This is a genomic window from Luteimonas composti, from assembly GCF_042678665.1.
GTDB lineage: Bacteria > Pseudomonadota > Gammaproteobacteria > Xanthomonadales > Xanthomonadaceae > Luteimonas > Luteimonas composti.
The window spans coordinates 155,750-176,660 of record NZ_JBHTKU010000002.1 but is presented as its reverse complement, the minus strand read 5'-3'; the positions used below and the strand labels follow the sequence as shown (position 1 = coordinate 176,660).

Genomic DNA, 20,911 nt, shown 5'->3' with positions numbered 1-20,911 from the left:
GCGCCTTTGTATACCCGCCGCCCCCCGGGCGTAAACAGGGCGGCGCGGAGCCGGACTGTTACAATTGACACGTTTTGTCCCCGGCTTCGCGGCGTCCCGCTGCGTCCCAGCCCGCGGCGCCCGCCGCCCGCCAGATTCCGACGCCATGACCAGCACCGCCGAACTGTCTTCCCCCGCTTCCGCGCATACCGGCCTGACCCGGGGCGTCACCGATCCCGACTACACGCTCGAGCACAAGTACAGCCGCACCGAGGGGCGGATCTACCTGTCCGGCGTGCAGGCCCTGGTGCGCCTGCCGCTGATGCAGCGGCTGCGCGACCAGGCCGCGGGGCTCAACACCGGCGGCTTCATCTCCGGCTACCGCGGCTCGCCGCTGGGCGGCTTCGACCTGGAACTGTGGCGGGCGAAGAAGTACCTGGCCGCGTCCAACGTGAAGTTCCAGCCCGGCCTCAACGAAGACCTCGGCGCGACCATGGTCTGGGGTACCCAGCAGACCAACCTGTTCCCGGGCGCGAAGGTCGATGGCGTCTACGCCATGTGGTACGGCAAGGGTCCCGGCGTGGACCGCTGCGGCGACGTGTTCAAGCACGGCAACGCCGCCGGCACCTCGCGCCACGGCGGCGTGCTGGCGCTGGCCGCCGACGACCATGCCTGCCGCTCCTCGACCCTGCCGCACGGCAGCGAGGGCGAGTTCACCAGCGCGATGATGCCGATCCTCAACCCGGCCGGCGTGCAGGACATTCTCGACATGGGCCTGGTGGGCTGGGCGATGAGCCGCTTCACCGGGCGCTGGGTCGGCTTCAAGACGATTGCCGAGACGGTCGAGTCCTCGGCTTCGGTCGATGTGAATCCACTGGCGCTGCAGATCGTCACGCCCGAGGACTTCGAGCTGCCGCCTGGCGGGCTCAACATCCGCTGGCCGGATCCGCCGCTGGACCAGGAGATGCGCCTGCACCGCTACGCGGTCAAGGCCGCGCAGGCCTTCGCCCGCGCCAACCGCATCGACCGCATGGTGCTCGACACGCCGGACGCGCGCTTCGGCATCGTCACCACCGGCAAGAGCTACCTGGACGTGCTGCAGGCGCTGGAATACCTGGGCCTGGACGCCGAGCGCTGCCGCGAACTCGGCATCCGCGTCTACAAGATCGGCATGACCTGGCCGCTGGAGCCGCTGGGCATCCGCGCCTTCGCCCGCGGCCTGCGCGACATCCTGGTGGTGGAGGAAAAGCACGCCTTCATCGAGAGCCAGATGAAGGAGCTGTTCTACAACTTCGACGGCGACCGCCCGAGCATCGTCGGCAAGTACGACGAGGAAGGGAACTGGATCCTGCCCTCCACCGGCGAGCTGACCCCGGCCACCATCGCCGGCGTGATCGCACGCCGCCTCGAGAAGTTCGTGCCCGAGGGCAGCCGCGACACCCAGCACATCCGCGACGTCCTGCGCTGGATGGAGCAGAAGGAAGGCGAACTGGCGCTGCCGCGCGCGCAGTTTCCGCGCGTGCCGCACTACTGCTCGGGCTGCCCGCACAACACCAGCACCCGCGTGCCAGACGGCTCGCGCGCGCTGGGCGGCATCGGCTGCCACTACATGGTCACGTGGATGGACCGCAGCACCGACACCTTCACCCAGATGGGCGGCGAAGGCGTGACCTGGTGCGGCCAGGCGGCCTTCACCGACACCCCGCACGTGTTCCAGAACCTCGGCGACGGCACCTACTTCCACTCCGGCTCGCTGGCGATCCGCCAGTCGGTCGCCGCCGGCGTCAACATCACCTACAAGATCCTCTACAACGACGCGGTCGCGATGACCGGCGGCCAGCCGGTGGACGGCGCGCTGAGCGTGCCGCAGATCGCGCACCAGGTCCGCAGCGAGGGCGTGTACACCATCGTCCTGGTGAGCGACGACCTGTCGAAGTGGCGCGACCGCTCGCAGTTCCCGGCCGGCACCGAATTCGAGGACCGGCGCGACCTGGACGCGGTGCAGAAGCGCCTGCGCGAGGTCAAGGGCGTGAGCGTGCTGATCTACGACCAGACCTGCGCCACCGAGAAGCGCCGCCGCCGCAAGCGCGGCAGGATGGTCGATCCGGCCAAGCGGGTGTTCGTCAACACCCTGGTCTGCGAAGGCTGCGGCGACTGCGGCAAGAAGAGCTTCTGCGTCTCGGTGCTGCCCAAGGACACCGAGTTCGGGCGCAAGCGCGAGATCGACCAGAGCAACTGCAACAAGGACTACAGCTGCGTCGATGGCTTCTGCCCGAGCTTCGTGACCGTGCACGGCGGCAAGCCGCGCAAGGGCGACAAGGTGGCCACCGCCGCGCGGCTGGCCAGCCTGCCGCCACCGGCGTTCGCCACCGACCTCTCGCAGCCCTGGAACATCCTGATCACCGGCGTCGGCGGCACCGGCGTGGTCACCATCGGCGCGCTGCTGGGCATGGCCGGGCACCTGGAAGGGCGCGGCTCGACCGTGCTCGACCAGACCGGCCTGGCGCAGAAGGGCGGCGCGGTCACCACCCACATCCGCATCGCACGCTCGCCCGACGACATCCACGCCGTGCGCATCGCCGCCGGCGAGGCCGACCTGGTGCTGGGCTGCGACATGGTGGTGGTGAACGACTACTGGGCGCTGTCGAAGGTGCGCGCCGGCCGCTCGCAGGTCGTGCTCAACACCTACGAGGCGATGCCCGGCACCTTCACCACGCGCCCGGACATGCAGTTCCCGGCCGCCGACATCGTCCAGGCCGTGACCCAGGCCATGGGCGGGCAGGCGCCGCTGCAGATCGACGCCACCGAACTGGCCACCGCGCTGATGGGCGACGCGATCGCGTCCAACCTGTTCATGCTCGGCTACGCCTGGCAGCGCGGCCTGGTGCCGCTGTCGTTCGAATCGCTGATGCGCGCGGTCGAGCTCAACGGCGCGGCGGTCGAGATGAACAAGACCGCCTTCGCCTGGGGCCGCCTGGCCGCGATCGATCCCGAGTCCGTGTACGAGGCAGCGGGCGTGGTGCGCAACGCGCGCACCGCCGCCGAAGCCACGCCGCGCGCCCTCGATTCGCTGCCCCCGGGCGAGTGGGAAAGCACCGAATGGGGCGCGACTTCGGCGCCGCGTCCGCTGCGCGCCGAGGACGAGCTGCGACACGTGCCGGCGCACGCCGGGACCGACGCGATGGCGTTCCTGCCGCTGGACGACCTGCGCCTGTCGCGCTCGCTGGACGAGCTGATCGCACGCCGGGTCGAGTTCCTCACCGAATACCAGGATGCCAAGTACGCGAAGCGCTATTCAGACTTCGTCGCGCGCGTGCGCGACGCCGAGCGCGCGAAGGCACCCGGTTCGACCGACCTGTCCGAAGCCGTGGCGCGCTACTTCTTCAAGCTGATGGCCTACAAGGACGAGTACGAGGTGGCGCGGCTGTACACCAGCGGCGAGTTCATGCGCCGCCTGGAGCAGCAGTTCGACGGCGATTACCGCGTGCACTTCCACCTCGCCCCGCCGCTGCTGGCGAAGAAGAACGACAAGGGCGAACTGGTCAAGGGCGAGTACGGCCCCTGGGTGTTCAAGGCCTTCGGCCTGCTGGCGAAGCTGCGCGTCCTGCGCGGCGGCCCGTTCGACATCTTCGGCCGCACCGCCGAGCGGCGCATGGAGCGGCAGCTGATCGAGGATTACGAGCGCACCGTGGGCGGCCTGCTGGACAAGCTCGACGGCGGCAACGTGGACCTGGCCGCCGAGATCGCCGGCATTCCCGAACAGATCCGCGGCTACGGCCACGTCAAGGAAGCCCACCTGCACCAGGCCAAGGCGCGCGAAGCCGAGCTGCTGCGCGAGTGGAACAATCCGCTTAGGATCGTGCAGGCGGCTTGAACCGGAGGGAGGCGTAGCGATGACCATGGAACCGGACGTTCCGCCGCCTCCCGCCACGCCGCCCCGGGCACCGCCCCCCGCAGCCGCCGCGCCTCCCGCGCGCGGCGGCCGCTTCGAGCTGGTGGTGGGCGCCAGCGCCATCCTGCTGTCGGTGGTCTCGCTGTTCGTGGCGATCAGCGCCAACCGCACCCAGGAGCGGATGCTGGCGGCCAGCATCTGGCCCTCGCTGCTGTTCAACACCAGCAATACCGCGCCCGACGGCACGCCCCAGCTCGGCATCGACCTGCTCAACCGCGGCACCGGGCCGGCGCGCGTGCGCTGGCTGGAGATGTACTACCGCGATGCCCCGCTGGCCGACTGGCGCGAGCTGCTGCAACGCTGCTGCGCATCCTCGCCCGCCCAGGTCGAGGAGGTGTACGGGATCAGCAGCGGCGTGCAGAACCGGGTGCTGGGCGCGGACGAATGGGTGCGGATGCTGCAGATCCAGCCCGAGGACGCGCCCGACGCGGTCTGGAAGGCGCTCGACCAGGAGCGCCAGAACGTGCGCATGCGCGCCTGCTACTGCTCGGTGCTCGACGACTGCTGGATCTTCGACAGCGAGCGCGAGGATCCCGAGCCGGTCGCCCGCTGCCCCGCGCCAGGTCCGGTACTCTGGCGCGGCTGAGGACGCGGCCGCTCAGTCCTTGCGCGTAAACACGGTGTCGCGTCCGCCCTGCGACAGGGTCACCGTCGCCGGCGTGCCGGTGTCCGGCGCGAAGCGCAGGCTGGCATCGACCACCTTGAGGAAGAACACCGTCTCCGACTCGGCGAAGATCTCGAACGCCGGCTGGCCGCTGAGCTGGGCCCTGGGCGTGTCGCCCTCCAGGAACACCGTCAGCACCGCGCCCTGGAACACGTATTCGCCGGCGATGCGCTCGAGCGCGGCGCGCGGCAGATCGACTTCGGTGCGGGCCGCGGGCAGCGGCTCGTCGCTGCGCGCGATGCGCTCCCCCTCGCCTTCGTCCTCTGCGAAGAAGCGCATCGCCACCACCTCGCCGCCGGAATCGCGCTCGAACACGATGCGCGAGAAGCCTTCCTCGAACAGGAAGGTGTCCGCGGCCACCGGCACCAGCGGGTAGGCCTGGCCGCCGCTGCGCTGCGAGGTGAGGCGGCCGCCGGTCAGGCGCAGGACGCGCGCGCTGCCTTCGTCGATGCGGTACACGCCCTCGTAGCCGCGCAACGTGGCCTCGTCGACCTCGATCGCCTTCTTCTCCGGGTAGGGCTTGCCGATCGCGTGGGCAGCCAGCAGCTGGGCGACACGGCCGGTGCCCAGCATGCCCGGCCGCCCGGCATCGGCGTTGTACAGCACCGCCACGCTGACCTCGTCCTGCGGCAGGTAGAGCAGGGAGGCGCTGAAGCCGAAGATGCCGCCGCCGTGTTCCAGCTTGGGCTTGCCGCGCAGCGTGCCCGCGCTGATGCCGAAACCGTAGTTGTTTTCCGCGGCCTTGCCGGCCGGCGTGGTCATCGCCGCATAGCTGGCCTCGCGCAGGACGCGGCCCTCGTGCAGCGCGCGGTTCCACTTGAGCAGGTCGTCGACGGTCGAGACCAGGGCGCCGGCGGCGTGCGGCTGGGTCATGCTCAGGTAGCGGGCACGCGCCCAGCGCTCGCCATTGAGCGTGTAGCCGCCGACATGGCCGGCGATCACCGCCTCGGCCTCGTTGCCATAGCCGGTGCGCTCCATGCCCAAGGGCGCGAAGAATGCTTCCTCCAGGTAGGCGTGCCAGGGCTTGCCGGCGGCGGCCTCGATCACCGCGCCCACCAGCACGTAGCCGGAGTTGTTGTACGCCCAGCCCTCGCCCGGGGCGAACTCCGCCGCCTCGTCCTTGAAGCTGTCGATCAGCGCGGCGGTGGACAGGTCGCGCATGATCCCGCCGCCCGACATGATCGCCGGGATGCCGGTATAGCTGCGGATGCCCGAAGTGTGGTCCAGCAGCATGCGCACGGTGATCGCATTGCCGCCCGGATAGCCGGGCACGAAGCGGGTGAGCGGGTCGTCGAGCGACAGCCTGCCCTCCTCGGCCAGCTTGAGCACGGCCGCGGCGGCGAACTGCTTGGTCACCGAGCCGATGCGGAACACATGGTCGGCCGACAGCGGCACGTCCAGCTCCAGGCTCGCGCGTCCGCAGGCGCTGCGATGCAGGACTTCGTCGCCGCGCGCCACCAGCACCGCCATCCCCGGTGCCGCCGGATCGCAGTTGCGCGCCAGCGCAGCCGCGGCGAAGCGGTCGACCTCGGCCTTGGACGGCAGCGCCGCGGCGGCGTCGCAGACCAGTGGCAGCAACAGCAGGCTCAGCGATGCAAGCAGGCGCATGGGCGGGATCCGGATCGGGTTCGGGACGACTCTAGCCGGGCGCGGGTGGCCCGCGACCGTGCCGGAGGTCCCGCGTGCGGACGGCTCAGCCTTCGGCCGGCGGCATCCGCGCGCGGCGCGCCTGGCGCGCGGCGTTGACCGCATCGCCGCGCGCGCGCCGCCGGCGGCGGGCCAGCGCCAGCGCGTCCTGCAGCCAGTCCTGCACGCGCGCAGCGGTGCGGTTGCGGCAGACCCCGGCCATGCCGTACCAGCCGGCGCGGATGTCCACCGCATCCACCACCTGCCGGTTGATCAGCAGGCGCATGAACTCGGTTGCAAGCCCGAGCCGGCGCACGTGGTCCTGGATGCGCAGCAGGCGCAGCGTGCCCTCGGCCATCGCCGCCACGCCGAGCGTGGTATCGGCCAGTCCGCCGGCATTGCCCGCGATCACCGCCGGCCAGTGCAGGCGCAGCAGGTACAGGTGGCTGGGCCGCACCGCGTGCGCGCACAGCGGGTCGCACAGCAGGATCGAATGCTCGACATGGTTGATCTTGCCCTGCGCGGCAAGCCGGTCGCACAGGGCGCGCCAGTCCTCGCCTTCGGCCGGCGCGTGCTTCTCCATGCGCAGCACGCGCGGCTGGTCCTCGGCTTCGTTGTCCAGGCGCGGCAGGTCGAGCCGCTGCTGGCAGAACGCCACGAAGCGCGCGCCGATCATCGGCGCGCCGACGATCCAGGCGATGCGGAACATCGGCGACCAGCTCCAGTGGCGGAAGGCATTGATCCAGCCGCGGTTGTCGGGATGGTCCCAGGCGTGCTCCAGGTCGAGGTCGTGGTAGACCGCCTCCATCAGCCGGATCAGCTCCTGGCAGAAATAGAAGCAGGCGCGGAAATCCCCGTCCGCGGGCAGGCCGGTGCGCCGCTCCATCGGCGAGGGCGGCAGCTGGCCCTCGAGGCCGGGCACGGCGTCCACCAGGTCGGTCCACGCCGGATGGAACTGCGCGTCGAGCACCGCCAGTGCCGGCGTGCTGCGCAGCTGCCGCAGCAGCTGGGCCAGCGCCTTGCCGTGCAGGGCGAAGCGGTCGGCCACGCCCGGCACGGGCGCCACCCAGCGCTGGCGCAGCGCGATCAGCAGCTTCTCCTTGAGCGCCGAATCGTGCACGCCCAGTTCCGCGTGGCGCGGCGCGCCGGGCTCGGCGCCGACGCGTTCGAGCACCGGCGCCAGCGCGCGCGTGGCGATGTCCTCGCCGAGCCGGCGGTAGCTCTCGAACTGCGCCTCGTCGAAGAACTGGTCGGAGGTCGGCTCGTGCGGGAAACAGGCGTGGCTGCGCGCGTAGTGGGCGATGTCGGCCGGCTCCTCGCCGGTGAGGCTGGGCTTGAGGTAGAGCAGGGTGCCGCTGCTGCCGTCGGCATAGCGGATGCGGCCCACCGCGCAGCTGCGCTCGGCCAGGCCGTCCCCGCGCGGGGCCAGCGCCGACACGTCCACGTCGATCTCGGCGCCGAAATCGACCCGGCACTTGTGCACCGCGTTGCCGAGGTCGCCGAACGCGCGATCGGCATCCGCGGCCGCGTCCACGCACAGGATGAAGCGGCAGCGGCGCCGCACCAGTTCGTACAGGCCGAGGTTCTCGAAGTGGCCGCCGTCGGACAGGTGCACGAACTTGCCGCCGGCATGGGTGCGCCCGAGCAATTCGGCCAGCAGCCAGCGCCCGAAGAACGGCGCGCTGTCGGCGCGCGGATGCTCCGGATGGCGCGGGTTGGGCAGCCACCAGCCCAGGCGCGCGTCGAACAGGGTGAGCAGGAACGTGACCGCCGGCGAGCTGTGGTAGCCCATGTTGGGATTGACCGCCGCGCCGGAGATCGCGATCGCCGCGCCCAGGGTGAGCGAGGCAGCCAGCGGATCGTTCTGGCCCGCCGTCGCCGCGTTGGCGGTGCCGGCCGTGGCGGCGGCGCGGTCGCCGATCGGGGCTTCGCCCGGACGCGAGTCGGGCGGCAGGTGCCCGCACCAGCCCGGGCTCAGGCAGAACGAGGCGGCCTTGCGGTCCTGCCAGTCGAGCTGCTTGGCGGCCACCAGGTTCAACGCGGTGCCGACCAGCGGATACAGCGGGCGCGCGCCGTCCAGGCGCTGCACCTCGACCAGGTCGGCCAGCACCAGGTCGTCCTGCAGGTCGAAGTTGGTGGTCGGCTCGGGATTGCGCTCCTCGTTGCTGGCGCCGAGGTAACAGCGCACCAGGCGGTTGCGGTAGAAGGCGTTGAGGCTGAACTCGTTGACGTCCACCGCCCAGGCCAGCAGCAGCCACACGCTCGCCGCCGCGGCCACCAGCAGCGCCAGCGCACGCGGGTGGGCCTGCACCAGTTGCGCCAGCGCGGCCAGGTGCGCGCCGACCCCGTTGCCGTGCGCCAGGTCCGGCGCCGGCGGCGTGCCGCCGGCGAGGCGCTCGAGCCCCGGCCCCATCGCCTGCAGCAGCAGCTGGCCCGCGAGGCTCAGCGCCACCAGCAGTCCGAGCACGAAGATCCAGGGCGCCAGCCGCGCGACCAGGTCGAGCAGGCGCCAGCGTTTCGATCCGGCCCGGCCGGCGCGCACGCCGTGCGCGGCCACCAGGCCGATGCCGGTGGTCGACAGCCAGGCCAGCGCGCCGGCCCAGCCCACGCCCGACAGCGCCTGCATGCCCCGGCCCGCGCCCGTCCGCATCAGCCACGGCCCGTAGATCACCAGCGACAGCGCCAGGGTCATGCCCAGTGCCACCAGCGCGATGGTCTTGCCGCCCACCCGCGCCCAGATCTCGCGCTGCAGGTCGCTCATCGCCGGTCCCGCCAGGCCCAGATGCACCACCGCGGTCAGGGCCACGGCCAGCACCACCAGCAGGGGGCCGGCCACCAGCACGTGCCACAGCCCGCCTTCCATCGCGGCCCAGGCCGACAGCCAGCCGCGCAGCAGCACGTTCGCCACGCCCGCGAACGCGGCCGCACCCACCGTGCCCAGCACGAACCGCCACGGGTGCCGCTGCAGCGGCGGCGGCGGCGCGTCGCCCTGCGCCACCATCCGCGAGTACCAGGGATCGAACACCAGCCAGGCGTGCCAGACCAGCAGGTAGAGGGCGGCCGTGGCGATGCCCAGGTCGGCGCCGTCAGCGGTCCAGTGCGCCGGCAGCCAACCGACCGCACTGCCGACCAGGCCCGGCAGCCGCTCGAAGCGCGCCAGCCCCAGCGCGCCCAGCATCGACGCCAGCGCCAGCGACAGGATGGTTCCCAGCGCCGCCAGCACCACCCGCCGCGGCGGCTGCGGCGGTTCGCCGTCCTTCGGCACCGGGCGACGGTTGGCCCAGGTGCTGACCCAGGCCAGCAGGACCACCGACAGCATCCCGACCAGCCCGGCCAGCGACAGCGCCAGGGTGGGGTTGCGCGCGCCGAGCGCGTTGGCGCCCACGAACAGCAGCAGCGGCAGCAGGCACAGCGCCAGGATCAGCGCGCACAGCTGGGCCTGCACCAGCAGCACATTGCGCGCGTAGGTGCCGGCCAGGCCGAGCGTGTCGCCGGAGAACGGCGACTTCCGCGGCGCCAGGTAGTTGCTGTATTCGCGCAGGTGGCGGATCGGCCGCGCGCCGGGCCCTTCGCCGTCGGCACCGCCGCCGGCCAGGGTCGAGAAGGCCCGGGCGAAGCCGTGGCGCCGGATCAGCGCCTGCAGGAAACCGCCGATGTAGCCGCCGCCCGAGACCGTGGACTGGTAGTGGAAGCAGCGCAGCAGGCCCAGCCGCGCCAGCGCCTGCAGCACGCCCAGGCCGAAGGTGGCGCTGCGGATACCGCCACCGGACAGTGCCAGCCCCCAGGGCTCGACGTGCGCCGGCGGCTCGCCGGACGGCGTACCGAGGATGGTCGCGAGTTCGGCGGCGCGCACCGCCTCGAGGCCGGGGACCGACGGCGCCGCGCTCCAGCGCGCCCTGAGTGCCGTCGGAAGCAGGTTGGACAGGCGCACCGCAGCCTCCCTGTTGCGTGTGGCGGATCCCCCTCCGGCACTGTAGGGCAAACGCGGCGCCGCGGGCCGCGCGGACGTGACCGCCGCGGGTCGCGGCCCGCGTTGGCTGCGGTACCGGGCGGCGCGGGCCGCCCGGGCGCCGTATCGTGCAGGCCCGGCCCCGGAGGAGCGGCATGGCGCTCAAGCGCATCTACGAGAACTGGCAGCAGCTGCGCGCGGCCAGCGGTACTCCCGGCTCGCGGCAGCGGCGCGAATGGCGCGCCTACCTGGAAAAGCGCCCGCTGATCGCCTACTGGGGCGATTCGTGGTTCAGCACGCCGCTCTACAGGAACCTGTGCTGGAACAGCTTCTCGCGCATCGACGGCATGTCGATCCGGCTCGGCGGCCCCGGGCTGACCGCGGCGCAGATGCTCACCCCGGCCGCCTGCCGCGACAACGCCGAACGTTTCGCCTCGCGCGGCTTCGACCTGCTGTGCCTGAGCATCGGCGGCAACGACTGCCTCGGCGAGCGCCTGGCCGCGGTATTCACCGGCGCGCCCCGGATGGATGCCGATGCCGCCTTCGAACGCGTGGTCGCGCATGGCGTGTTCGAGCGGCTGCGCGCGCGTTACGACCTGCTGCTGTCTGCGATGGCGGGGGTCGATGGCCTGCGCGTGGTCGGCCACGGTTATGCGCCCCTCTCGCGCCACGCCATCGGCAAGCAAGGGGCGCTGACGGTCTCCAACCTCGGCCTCGCGGCGCTGGTGATGGGCACGGTCGGGCCGTGGCTGTGGCCGGTGATGCAGCCGGTGCTGGGCAGCAAGGCCGAGGCCGAGCGCTTCGCCTGGCGGCTGCTGGTGGACGGCTTCCGCGACCAGGTGCTGGCGCCCAGCCGCGCGGCGCATCCGCGCCTGTTCTCCTATGCGGATTTCTCCGGCATCGGCTCGATCGACGACCGCGCCTTCTGGTACGACGAGATCCATCCCACCGAAGACGGCTTCTCGCTGCTCGCGACGGGCTACAACGCCATGCTGCGGGCCGCGCTGCCGGCGACCAAGCGCGCCGCGGTGGGCTGAACGCCCGCTGGCCGGCTGCGGATTGTCTTCAGGAAACCGGCGCTATCGTCGCCCCTCCCACCGATCCACCAGGAGATTCCGCCATGGCTGGTTCCACCGACCGACGTTCCCTGCGCACCGCCCTGCTGCCGGCGGCGCTGATCGCCCTGCTCGGCGCCTGCGCCGGCGAACGCGATACAGGCGACGCCCCGCCGGCCGCCGATCCGGCGCCGGCCGCGCAGGCCGATGCGGCGCCGCCGCCCGCCGCCAGCGGCGATCCGGCCGCGACCGGCGGCGGCAGCACCATCGACCCGATCGGCCCCTGTAATGCCGCGAGCCTGCAGGCGCTGGTCGGCCAGGAGGCCAGCGAGACGGTCGTCGCCCAGGCGACCGCCGACAGCGGCGCGACCAGCGTGCGCGTGCTCGGTCCGGACGACGTCGCCACCATGGATTTCCGCGGCGACCGGCTCACCATCACCACCGATGGCGAGCGCGTGATCCAGACGCTCAACTGCGGTTGATGGCGCCGTCCCCGGTCGCGCCGCCGGCGCGGCCGGGGCGTGCTCAGTCGTCGCCGCGCTTGCGGCTGAAATCGACCGGGGCGCTGTCGCGCCGTTCCGTGCTCCACGACGCTTCGGTGGCACGCTCGCACTCGCGCGGCACCGGTTCGCCGGGCCGGTCGGGCCGGCTGGCGCACAGCGGGTTGGCGTCGACGGCGGCATTGCTGTCGCGCAGCTCGTAGCTGGCGCAACCGGCCAGGCTGACGGCCAGCAGCATGGCCAGGGGGGTCTTGTTCGACATCCGTGCATCCGTGTCTGGGGTGGGGGCTTCGATCCTCGCACCCGGTGCGTGCCGCCACAACGCGACGAAGGTCACGCGTCGTCCGCTGCGGGTCCGCTGCCGTCCGCCGGCGTGCTGCGCGGCGCATGCCGCCAGGCGATGGCCGCGCCGATGGCCAGCAGCACCGCCGCCAATGCCCAGGCCGCGCCGGGGAACTCCACCGGCGCGTGCGGGCCGATGAACAGGCCGAACACGCCGGCGAAGGCGACCGGCGCGATGATGCCGGCCACCGACACCAGGCTCATCAGCGCGCCCTGGATGCGGCCCTGCATGTCCACGTCCACCTGGCGGGTGATCAGGGCCTGGCTGGCCGGCGCGGCAATCGCCCACAGCGCGCTCACCGGCAGGCCGAGCAGGAAGATCCAACCCTGGCCCGCGCACGCGTAGACCACGAAGCCGGCCACGCCGCAGCACAGGCCGAGGATCAGCGCGCGGCGCTCGCCCAGCGCGCGCACCGCGCGCCCGACCACGGCCACGTTGACGATCACGCTGCACACGCCGACCAGGAACAGCACCCAGCCCACCTGCCACGGACCCCAGCCGTAGCGCACGTCGGCGAACAGCACGAACACGCTGGGATAGACGTAGTGCGCCAGATTGGCGATGAACACGACCGCGGCCAGGCCCGCGATCGACGGATAGCGCCCGATCAGCAGGATCGCCGCATGCGGACGGATCGCGCGCCAGTCGAAGCGCGCCGCGCGCGACTGCGGCGGCAGCGATTCGGGCAGCACGAACAGGCCGTAGCAGAAGTTGAGCAGGGCCAGGCCGGCCGCGAACCAGAACGGCAGGCGCAGGTCGACTTCCCCCAGCCAGCCGCCCAGCACCGGCCCGATGGTGAAGCCGACGCCGAACGCGGCACCGATCATGCCGTAGCTCTTCGCCCGCGCGTCGGCCGGGACGACGTCGGCGACGTAGGCGTTGGCGGTGCTGAAACTGGCCGAGAACACGCCGGAGAACACGCGCGCCAGCAGCAGCCACCACAGCGACGGCGCCAGCGCCATGATCACGAAGTCCAGTCCCAGGCCGAGGCAGGACAGCAGGATCACCGGGCGACGCCCGTAGCGGTCCGACAGGGCGCCCTGGATGGGGGCGCTCAGGAACTGGATCGCGGCGAACACGGTTCCGAACACGCCGATCCACAGCGCCGCGCTGGCGGTGCTGCCGGTGAATTCCTCGACCAGGTGCGGGAGCACGGGGATGATCAGCCCGAACGCCAGCACGTCGATCAGCACGACGAGGAAGATGAAGACCAGCGCGGCCTTGCGCCGGGACGGGACGGGGTCGCTCACGCGGGGAGGCCGGAAGACGGCCGCGCATTATCGACGATCGGCCGGCGGCAACGGGGAATGGTCCCGTTGCCCGGGCGCGGCCTCAGGCTGCGGTGCCAGGCGGAGGTGCGCGGTGTCGCTCCTGCCCCGCAGGTCGGGGGGAGGACGACGGCTCGCGGTCGGGGTTGGCGGGCAACGCGGCGACCGGTAGCCCCCACCCCAGCCCTCCCCCGCAGGCGGGGGAGGGAGTCGGTCGGCTTGCGATCGAGGTGGCGGGGACTTTCAGCCGCTGCACCGCGCGTTGCTCCTTCCCCCGCTCGCGGGGGAAGGTCGGGATGGGGGTGCGCGCGAAGCGCGCGCCGGGCAACGCGGCGACCGTCGGCCCCCACCTCGGCCCTCCCCCGCAGGCAGGGGAGGGAGCCCGGCGGCCCGCTGGGACCTTCGATGCCACGTCGCGCGACGCGCCTCAGCGGCCAGCGCGCAGCGCTTCGAGAATCCTGGTTCCGGCGCGGCCGTCGGCGGGCTGCAGGCCCAGGCGCTGCTGTTCGTCGCGGATCGCCCGGCGGGTGGCGGTGCCGATCATGCCGTCGACCTCGCCGATGGCGTGGCCGCGCGCGAGCAGCAGGGTCTGCAGCTCGCGCCGCTGGGCGCGCGACAGCCCGGGATCGTCGGTCGGCCAGGGCGTGGCCAGGCCGCTGCCGCCGCGCAGGCGGTCGGCCAGCGTCGCGATCGCCAGGGCGTAGCTTTCGGCGGCGTTGTAGGAATAGATCGCGTCGTAGTTGCGGAACACCAGGAACGCAGGACCCGCCTTGCCCGCCGGCAGCAGGATCGCGCTGCGCGCATCGGATGGGGCGATCGCGCTGCCGTCCACGCGCACCACGCCGCGCGCGACCCAGTCCGACAGCGGGCGGCGGCTGGTGCGTCCGGCCAGCGACGTGTCGAAGGCGGCCGGCAGCTTCACCTCGTAGCCCCAAGGGCGGCCGCTCTGCCAGCCGGCCTGCTTGAGGTAGTTGGCGGTCGAGGCCAGCGCATCGGGAACGCTGTTGACCAGGTCGCGGCGGCCATCGCCGTCGCCGTCCACCGCGATGCGCGCGTAGGTGGTCGGCATGAACTGGGTATGCCCGAACGCGCCCGCCCAGGAACCGGTGATGCCCGGATCGCGCAGGTCGCCGCCGTGCAGCAGTTTCAGCGTGGCCAGGAACTCGCCGCGGAAGAACTCCTGGCGCCGGCCGAAGCACGAGAGCACCGACAGCGACTGCAGCAGCGGGCGCTTGCCCGATACGCGCCCGTAGTCGCTCTCCACGCCCCACACCGCGACCACCGTTTCCGGATCGACACCGTACGTCGCCGACACCGTCGCCAGCAGGTCGCGGTGCTGCTCGAGCATGGCGCGGCCGTCGGCCACGCGCTGGTCGTCGACCAGGCCGGCGAGATAGTCCCAGATCGGCGTGGTGAACTCGGGCTGCGCATCGAGCAGGTCGAGCACGCTGCGGTCGGGCGTCACCCCGGCCATGTAGCGATCGAAGGCATCGCCGGGAATGCCGCGCGCGATCGCCTGCGGGCGCAGCCGGCCGGCGACGCAGGCGTCGTACCCGGGATCGGCGGGGGCGGCCGTAGCCTGCGGCTGAGCCGGCGACGGCGTCGCGCCAAGGGTCTGGGTGGGGGCGGGTTGTTGCGCAATGGCCTGCGCGCCCGGCAGGGCACAGGCGAGGACGAGGACCTTCAGTCGGAACATCGCGGCGCACCGGATCGGGGAGTGGCGGAGCATAGCCGCGCCCACGTGGACGGCCGGCAACTGGCGAACCGCCGCTTGGCACGGGATTCATGACGGCGCGCGACACGCGATGCGATGTCGGCCGCCGTATGTCGTCGCATCGCCTCTTCGACGAATCCACATGGGCGCATCCGCCCCGCGCGCCCTCGTCTGGACCGTAGCGGCGCGCCGGGCCGGCGGGCGGTCCGGCGGCTTGCGGCCTGCGGTCACCGGGGGTCCGTCGAGGCCGCCCCAGGCCAATGCCCTCAACCCCCGACCGCGTCCAGGTAGAACCAGTTCCCGTCCTCGCGCAGGAAGCGGCTGCGCTCGCGCATGCGCACCACGCTGCCGCCGCCGATGCGGTAGCGCGCCACGAACTCGACCTCGGCACTGTCGGGGCCAGTGGCCACGTGGCGCAGCACCTCCAGCCGGAGCCAGGCGGGGCGCGGCTCGTCGAAGGCGAGTGCGTGCGGCCGCGTCGAGCGGTGCCAGCTGCGCAGCAGGTAGTCGGCGTCCTCGCGCACGTAGGCGCTGTAGCGCGAGCGCATCAGCGCCTGCGCGTCCGCCGCCGGCACGCCGGCATGCAGGGGCCCGCAGCAGTCGTCGTAGTCGCGACCGGTGCCGCAGGGGCAGGCGCCCATCAGCGGCGGCCGCCGGTCTCGATGAAGCGCAGGAACTCGGCGCGCGTGCGCGCGTCCTCGCGGAAGCTGCCCAGCATGGTCGAGGTGACCATGCTCACGCCCCGCTTGTGCACGCCGCGCGTGGTCATGCACTCGTGGCTGGCGTCGACCACCACGCCCACGCCCAGCGGCGCCAGCGCGCGCCGGATGCAGCCGGCGATCTGCGCGGTCATCTTCTCCTGCACCTGGAAGCGCTTGGCATAGGCCTCCACCACCCGCGCCAGCTTGCTGATGCCCACCACCTTGCCGTCGGGCAGGTAGCCCACGTGCACGCGGCCGATGATCGGCGCCATGTGGTGCTCGCAATGGCTCTCGAACTCGATGTCGCGCAGCACGATCATCTCGTCGTAGCCGGCCACCTCCTCGAAGGTGCGAGCCAGGTATTCGTCCGGATCGAGCGCGTAGCCGCTGAACCATTCGCCATAGGCCTTGACCACGCGCTTGGGCGTGTCCAGCAGGCCTTCGCGCTGCGGATCCTCGCCGGCCCAGCGCAGCAGGGTGCGCACGGCGTCCTCGGCCTGCGCGCGCGATACGCCGTGGCGGGCGTCGTCGGATTCGTTCACGGGCAGGCTCCTGGCGGCTCGATCGCGGGCCGCACATGGTAGCGCGGCCGTCGCGATGCGGCCCGGTCAGTAGCCGCCGTCGCGGTAGCGCAGGATGCGCTCGCCCCCGTCGTCCAGCACCCGTAGTTCGGCATGGCCGCCGCTGCGCGAGGGCAGCACCTCGAGGCCGCGCACGTCGCGCAGGCGGCCCAGCAGGCGCCGCCCCTGCGAACCCTCGGCATAGATCCACCAGTCCGCCAGGCCGTCGCGGCGCAGGCAGGAATGGCGACCCTCGACCAGCCAGTCGGCGCGGCCGTCGTCGTCCAGGTGCACGCGCCGCGCGCTCACCCAGTCCTCGTTGAAGCCGCTGCGCCCCGCGCCGGCGTCCGCGTGCGGACAGTCGAGCACGCGCTCGTCGGTCTGCAGGGCGCGCACGATGTCGGCGGGCAGCGGCCGCGCCGGTGGGTCACCGGGCGGCGCCTCGGCCGTGGCGGCCGGCCGGCAGGCGGCCAGCAGCAGTCCGCAGGCCAGCGCGGCGAGGCGCGCGGATCGCACCGGCGGGCTCGCCGGCTCAGCCCTTGCGGCCGTCGAAGCGGCCGTCGAGCAGGTCGTTGACCCAGCGGTCGATCACCGCCGGCGCGGCTTCGATGTGCACGTGCGGACCGGTGGAATTGCCGGTCGAGCCCTGGTTGCCCAAGTCCTGCCCATAGCCGACCTGCTGGCCCGCCTTCACGTCGATGCTGGACATGTGGAAGACCCAGGCCACCTTGCCGTCCGCGCCGCGGATGCCCACGGCATTGCCGGCCCCGCCCATCGGCCCGGCGTGGATGACCTCGCCCTGCAGCGGCGCGGGAATCGCCTGGCTGGTCTGCGACTGGCCGCTGCGGTGCAGGACGATGTCGCGCACCTCCAGCTGCTGGCCGTTGCGCGTGACCGTCTGGTAGTCGTGGTGCGGCTGCAGCTGGCTGGCATCGCCGACCGCGAACGCGTCGCGGTGGCCGGTGCTGTACACCGTGTAGGGCGCATAGGTCGGGACGCTGCCCGGCACCGGCGGCGCGTCCCCGCGCGGCGGCGACGCCGGAGGCGCTTCGCCGCCGCCGGCGCCCGGCACGCGCAGGCTGTCGCCGGCGTAGATCAGGCTGGAATCGCGGATCGACGGGTTGGCCGCCATCAGCGCTCCGACGCTCGTCGAAAAGCGCGCCGCCAGGCCGGACAGCGTGTCGCCCGGCTGGATCGTGTAGCTCGCGCGCTCCGCCGCCTGCCCGCCGGGGACCGAGAGCGTGGCCCCGGCGTGGATGAGGTCCGGGTTGCGGATGCCGTTGGCCTGCGCCAGCGCCTGCACCGTGGTGCCCATCCGCGCGGCGATCTCCGACAGCGTGTCGCCGGGGCGGATCGTGTAGCGACCGGCGGGCGCCGGTCCCGCATCGCCACCGGGCACCCGCAGCGTGGTGCCGGCGTGGATCAGGTCGGGATTGCGGATGCCGTTGGCCTCGGCCAGCGCCTGCGCCGTGGTGCCGAACCGCACGGCGATCGCCGAGAGCGTGTCGCCCGGACGGACCGTGTAGCGGCCGTCGCCCGCGGGCGGCGCATCGTCGACCGGATCGGGCCGCGGCGGCGTGCCTTCGATGGGTGCGGGTGCCTGTCCGTCGATCTTGCCGCGGACGAAGCTGGTGGCCTCGCCGGCGGTGATGCGGCCGTCGCCGTTGAGGTCCAGCGGCGCATTCATGCGGTAGGCCGCGCTGCCCTGCGAGAACAGCGTCGATCCCGGATCCGGGCGCGGGCTGCCGTAGAGCACCGTGGTGTACACGCCCTCGAGCGTGTTGAGGTCGCCCGGGTCGGAGCGCTGCGCGAAATAGCGCTCGACGTACTCCAGCTGCTCGACCGCACTCATCCGCGCCAGCGCCTCGGTGCTGGTGCCCAGCTCGCGCGCGGTGGTGGGCATGAACTGGATCAGGCCGGTGGCGCCGCTGCCGGCGCCGTTGAGCACGCCCGGACTGAAGCTGCCGCCGGTCTCGAAGCTCATCACCGCCAGGATGTATTCGGGCCGCGTGCCCAGGCGCCCCGCCATCTCCTCGACGCCGCGCAGGAAGGCCTCGGTGACGTTGGGGTTGTCGCGCACGCCGGCGATGCGGTTGTAGTCGAAGCCATCCGGGCCGAGGTGGTCGCCCGGGCGGTTGTCGCTGCTGGAGTGGGAGGCGTGGTCGACGGAGGTGACGGACATGGGCGGTTCCTGGTTCGCATCGGGACGCTCGGCGCGTCCCCTGCGCGCCAGGGCCGACCTTATGGTGGCCCGCGCCGCCGGCGTCAGCCCGGTGCCGCCCTAGCTGGGGGCGACCCCAGCGTGCAGCCGTCGCAGTTCCGCGATCCGGCCCCTCCCCCGGCCGGTCACTGCAGGCGGTCGTCCGCGCGCCGACCGGCGATGCGCTCGCGCTCGGGCACCTGCTGCGGCCAGCCGCCGGCCAGCGCCTTGTACAGCGCGACCGCGCTGGCGACGCTGCGCGTGCGGCCGTCGGCGAAGGCGTCCTGCGCCTGCAGCTGCACGCGCTCGGCGTCGAGCACTTCCAGCAGGCCCGAGGCGCCGGCCTCGAAGCGCGCCCGCGCCAGCTGCGCGGCCTGGGCCGCGTCGATGGCCGCGCGCTCCAGGTGCGCGTCCTCGCTGCGCGCGCGGGCGTGGCGGACCAGCGCGTTTTCCGTGTCCTCGAGCGCCAGCAGCACCGACTGCTGGTAGCGCGCGAGTTCGCCTTCGGCTTCGGCGTTGGCCGCCGCGATGCGCGCGCGCACGCGCCCGACGTCCAGGAACGACCAGTCGATGCCCAGCGCCACGACGCGCGTCTCGCTGTCGCGCTCGAACAGCGCACTGCTGTCGATCGCCTGGCTGCCGATCAGCCCGCCCAGGGTGAAGCGCGGGAACAGGTCGGCGGTGGCCACGCCGATGCGCGCGGTGGCCGCGTGCAGGCGCGCCTCGGCCGCGGCGATGTCCGGGCGCACGCGCAGCAGTTCGCCCGGCGCGCCCGCGTCGATGCGCGGCGGCAGCTGCGGCAGCGCCCGCGGTTGGGCAAGGCTGGCGACCAGGGCGGCGGGGTCGCGCCCGGTCAGCACCGCCAAGCGGTGCATCGCCACGCGCTCCTGCGCTTCCAGCGCCGGGATGCGCGCGGCCGTGCCCTCGAGCTGGGCGCGCGCGCGGGCGGTGTCGAACTCGGTGCCGGCGCCGGCGTCCAGCCGCGCGTTCACCAGGTCGAGCGTGCGCTGCTGGTTGTCGCGATTGGCGCGCGCCACGCGCAGCCGCTCCTGGGTGCCGCGCAGTTCGACCCAGCTGCGGGCGACCTCCCCCGCCACCGCGACCTGCAGCGCGCGCAGGTCGGCGGCGCTGGCGCCGGCTTCGGCCCGCCCGGCCTCGATGCCGCGGCGCACGCGGCCGAACAGGTCCAGCTCCCAGCCGGCGGAGATGCCGGCGCTCCACTGTTCGCCGTCGCGCGCCTCGCGCGGCACGCCCGGCGCCTGGTCGGCGCTGCTGCGGACGTCGGCCGCCTCGCCCTGCGCGGTGACCGTGGGCAGCGCATCGAAACGCGCGCCGCGCAGCAGCGCATTGGCGCGGTCCAGTCGCGCCAGCGCGATGCGCAGGTCGTGGTTGGCATGCAGCGCCTCGTCCACCAGTTCCGCCAGCTGGGCATCGCCCAGCCCCTGCAGGAAGGCGTCGTCGAATCCCGCCGCCGCAGTCCCGGCAGCCGTCGCCGGTGCGGCTCCGGCGTCCGCGGCGCCGAAGCGCTCGGGCACGGCCATGTGCGGCCGCACGTGGTCCGGGCCAACGGCGCAGGCCGCGAGCAGCGCGGCGGCAAGTGCGGAGATCGCGATGCGGCTCACCATGGCAGCGAATCCTCCAGGTAGAAGAAGCCGCCGGTGGGTCCGGCGTCGTCGATCAGCGCCAGGCGCACGCTGGTACGCGCGCCGTCGGGCACGTCGAGCTCGCCGTTCTGCTGGTCGCCGGCCTTGTTCATGTCGGTCTTCACGTAGCCCGGATGGATCGTATTGACCTTGATCCCGGTGTCGGCAAGCTCGTGCGCGAGGTGGACGGTCCATGCGTTCACCGCGCTCTTGGACACGTTGTATGCCGGCACGCCCTTGAAGTCGTAGATGAACGAGGCCGGGTTCTGGTGCTCGGACAGCGAGCCGAGCAGGCTGGAGACATTCACGATGCGCCCGGCGCTGGACCTGCGCAGCAGCGGCAGGAAGGCCTGCGTGGTTTCGACCAGGCCGAACAGGTTGGTGTCGAAGGTGTTGCGCCAGGTGTCCAGCGACTGGCCCGATGCGCCCTTGCCCGGATCGTCGACCAGGATGCCGGCGTTGTTGACCAGGATGTCGAGCCGGCCGTGGCGGTCGTCGACCTGCCGCACGGCGGCGTCGATGCTGGCGGAGTCGGTGACGTCGAGCGCGATCGCCTCGACCGGCAGGCCGCGCGCCTGCAGCCGCAGCGCGGCCTCGACCGCGCGCTCGCGGCTGCGTCCGGCGAGCAGGGTGTGCACGCCGGCCTCGGCCAGCTGGCGCACGGTCTCAAGGCCGATGCCGCGGGTGGCGCCGGTGACCAGGGCGATGCGGGAGGAAGTATTCATGGGTGTGGTCCTGTGCAATGGAGTGTCGGTCG

At 72.8% G+C, this 20,911-nt stretch carries 15 protein-coding genes; 4 read left to right on the top strand and 11 right to left on the bottom strand.

Translation table 11 applies throughout. From position 1 onward, the window contains the following. Positions 1-145: 145 nt before the first annotated feature. Together ACFQ2D_RS05450 and ACFQ2D_RS05445 are read left to right on the top strand one after the other, a co-directional pair. Positions 146-3,853, top strand: a complete 3,708-nt coding sequence (locus ACFQ2D_RS05450) for an indolepyruvate ferredoxin oxidoreductase family protein (protein WP_280943552.1) — start codon at positions 146-148, stop codon at positions 3,851-3,853. A gap of 19 nt (positions 3,854-3,872) precedes the next feature. After that, positions 3,873-4,517 carry a hypothetical protein gene (locus ACFQ2D_RS05445; protein WP_280943553.1) on the top strand — a complete coding sequence of 215 codons (645 nt, stop codon included), beginning with the start codon at positions 3,873-3,875 and terminating at the stop codon, positions 4,515-4,517. A 12-nt stretch (positions 4,518-4,529) separates the two neighbouring features. Here the strand turns inward: ACFQ2D_RS05445 and ACFQ2D_RS05440 are convergent, their stop codons facing one another. Continuing rightward, the gene (locus ACFQ2D_RS05440) at positions 4,530-6,203 is read right to left on the bottom strand and encodes a serine hydrolase (protein ID WP_280943554.1); all 1,674 of its coding nucleotides are present in this window, start codon (positions 6,201-6,203) and stop codon (positions 4,530-4,532) included. Between the two features lie 85 nt (positions 6,204-6,288). Continuing rightward, positions 6,289-10,152 carry a hypothetical protein gene (locus ACFQ2D_RS05435; protein WP_280943555.1) on the bottom strand — a complete coding sequence of 1,288 codons (3,864 nt, stop codon included), beginning with the start codon at positions 10,150-10,152 and terminating at the stop codon, positions 6,289-6,291. A gap of 173 nt (positions 10,153-10,325) precedes the next feature. On the opposite strand from ACFQ2D_RS05435, the gene ACFQ2D_RS05430 reads away from it, so the two are divergent. Further along, the gene (locus ACFQ2D_RS05430; RefSeq protein ID WP_280943556.1) at positions 10,326-11,207 is read left to right on the top strand and encodes a hypothetical protein; all 882 of its coding nucleotides are present in this window, start codon (positions 10,326-10,328) and stop codon (positions 11,205-11,207) included. Positions 11,208-11,290: 83 nt separating this feature from the next. Next, on the top strand, positions 11,291-11,707 hold the full coding sequence (locus ACFQ2D_RS05425) for an I78 family peptidase inhibitor (protein WP_280943558.1): 417 nt from the start codon (positions 11,291-11,293) through the stop codon (positions 11,705-11,707). 43 nt (positions 11,708-11,750) lie between these two features. Here ACFQ2D_RS05425 and ACFQ2D_RS05420 read toward each other — a convergent pair whose 3' ends face one another. From ACFQ2D_RS05420 to ACFQ2D_RS05380, 9 genes are all read right to left on the bottom strand, one after another. Continuing rightward, on the bottom strand, positions 11,751-11,987 hold the full coding sequence (locus tag ACFQ2D_RS05420; protein ID WP_280943560.1) for a hypothetical protein: 237 nt from the start codon (positions 11,985-11,987) through the stop codon (positions 11,751-11,753). Between the two features lie 71 nt (positions 11,988-12,058). Continuing rightward, entirely contained in the window at positions 12,059-13,318 is a 1,260-nt protein-coding gene (locus tag ACFQ2D_RS05415; protein WP_280943561.1) for a TCR/Tet family MFS transporter, read from the bottom strand. 445 nt (positions 13,319-13,763) lie between these two features. Continuing rightward, on the bottom strand, positions 13,764-15,032 hold the full coding sequence (locus ACFQ2D_RS05410) for a lytic murein transglycosylase (protein ID WP_280943562.1): 1,269 nt from the start codon (positions 15,030-15,032) through the stop codon (positions 13,764-13,766). A 284-nt stretch (positions 15,033-15,316) separates the two neighbouring features. After that, positions 15,317-15,691 carry a YchJ family protein gene (locus tag ACFQ2D_RS05405; RefSeq protein ID WP_280943563.1) on the bottom strand — a complete coding sequence of 125 codons (375 nt, stop codon included), beginning with the start codon at positions 15,689-15,691 and terminating at the stop codon, positions 15,317-15,319. Further along, positions 15,691-16,293, bottom strand: a complete 603-nt coding sequence (gene folE / locus ACFQ2D_RS05400) for a GTP cyclohydrolase I FolE (RefSeq protein WP_280943564.1) — start codon at positions 16,291-16,293, stop codon at positions 15,691-15,693. The genes ACFQ2D_RS05405 and folE overlap by 1 nt, the downstream gene beginning before the upstream one ends. A gap of 66 nt (positions 16,294-16,359) precedes the next feature. Further along, entirely contained in the window at positions 16,360-16,827 is a 468-nt protein-coding gene (locus ACFQ2D_RS05395; RefSeq protein WP_280943565.1) for a hypothetical protein, read from the bottom strand. Positions 16,828-16,843: 16 nt separating this feature from the next. Continuing rightward, positions 16,844-18,493: a LysM peptidoglycan-binding domain-containing protein gene (locus ACFQ2D_RS05390; RefSeq protein ID WP_280943566.1), complete on the bottom strand. Its 1,650-nt coding sequence runs from the start codon at positions 18,491-18,493 to the stop codon at positions 16,844-16,846. Positions 18,494-18,657: 164 nt separating this feature from the next. After that, the gene (locus tag ACFQ2D_RS05385; protein WP_280943567.1) at positions 18,658-20,136 is read right to left on the bottom strand and encodes an efflux transporter outer membrane subunit; all 1,479 of its coding nucleotides are present in this window, start codon (positions 20,134-20,136) and stop codon (positions 18,658-18,660) included. Next, positions 20,130-20,879, bottom strand: coding sequence for an SDR family oxidoreductase (locus ACFQ2D_RS05380; protein ID WP_280943568.1), 750 nt, complete (start codon positions 20,877-20,879; stop codon positions 20,130-20,132). The genes ACFQ2D_RS05385 and ACFQ2D_RS05380 overlap by 7 nt, the downstream gene beginning before the upstream one ends. Positions 20,880-20,911: the final 32 nt, after the last annotated feature.

What these genes read in the sequence shown, in the direction of transcription:
- ACFQ2D_RS05445 (WP_280943553.1), top strand. Translation starts at nt 3,873, where the DNA reads ATGACCATGGAACCGGACGTTCCGCCGCCTCCCGCCACGCCGCCCCGG.
- ACFQ2D_RS05410 (WP_280943562.1), bottom strand. Translation starts at nt 15,032, where the DNA reads ATGTTCCGACTGAAGGTCCTCGTCCTCGCCTGTGCCCTGCCGGGCGCG.
- ACFQ2D_RS05390 (WP_280943566.1), bottom strand. Translation starts at nt 18,493, where the DNA reads ATGTCCGTCACCTCCGTCGACCACGCCTCCCACTCCAGCAGCGACAAC.
- ACFQ2D_RS05450 (WP_280943552.1), top strand. Translation starts at nt 146, where the DNA reads ATGACCAGCACCGCCGAACTGTCTTCCCCCGCTTCCGCGCATACCGGC.
- ACFQ2D_RS05420 (WP_280943560.1), bottom strand. Translation starts at nt 11,987, where the DNA reads ATGTCGAACAAGACCCCCCTGGCCATGCTGCTGGCCGTCAGCCTGGCC.
- ACFQ2D_RS05405 (WP_280943563.1), bottom strand. Translation starts at nt 15,691, where the DNA reads ATGGGCGCCTGCCCCTGCGGCACCGGTCGCGACTACGACGACTGCTGC.
- ACFQ2D_RS05440 (WP_280943554.1), bottom strand. Translation starts at nt 6,203, where the DNA reads ATGCGCCTGCTTGCATCGCTGAGCCTGCTGTTGCTGCCACTGGTCTGC.
- ACFQ2D_RS05430 (WP_280943556.1), top strand. Translation starts at nt 10,326, where the DNA reads ATGGCGCTCAAGCGCATCTACGAGAACTGGCAGCAGCTGCGCGCGGCC.
- ACFQ2D_RS05385 (WP_280943567.1), bottom strand. Translation starts at nt 20,136, where the DNA reads ATGGTGAGCCGCATCGCGATCTCCGCACTTGCCGCCGCGCTGCTCGCG.
- ACFQ2D_RS05380 (WP_280943568.1), bottom strand. Translation starts at nt 20,879, where the DNA reads ATGAATACTTCCTCCCGCATCGCCCTGGTCACCGGCGCCACCCGCGGC.
- ACFQ2D_RS05425 (WP_280943558.1), top strand. Translation starts at nt 11,291, where the DNA reads ATGGCTGGTTCCACCGACCGACGTTCCCTGCGCACCGCCCTGCTGCCG.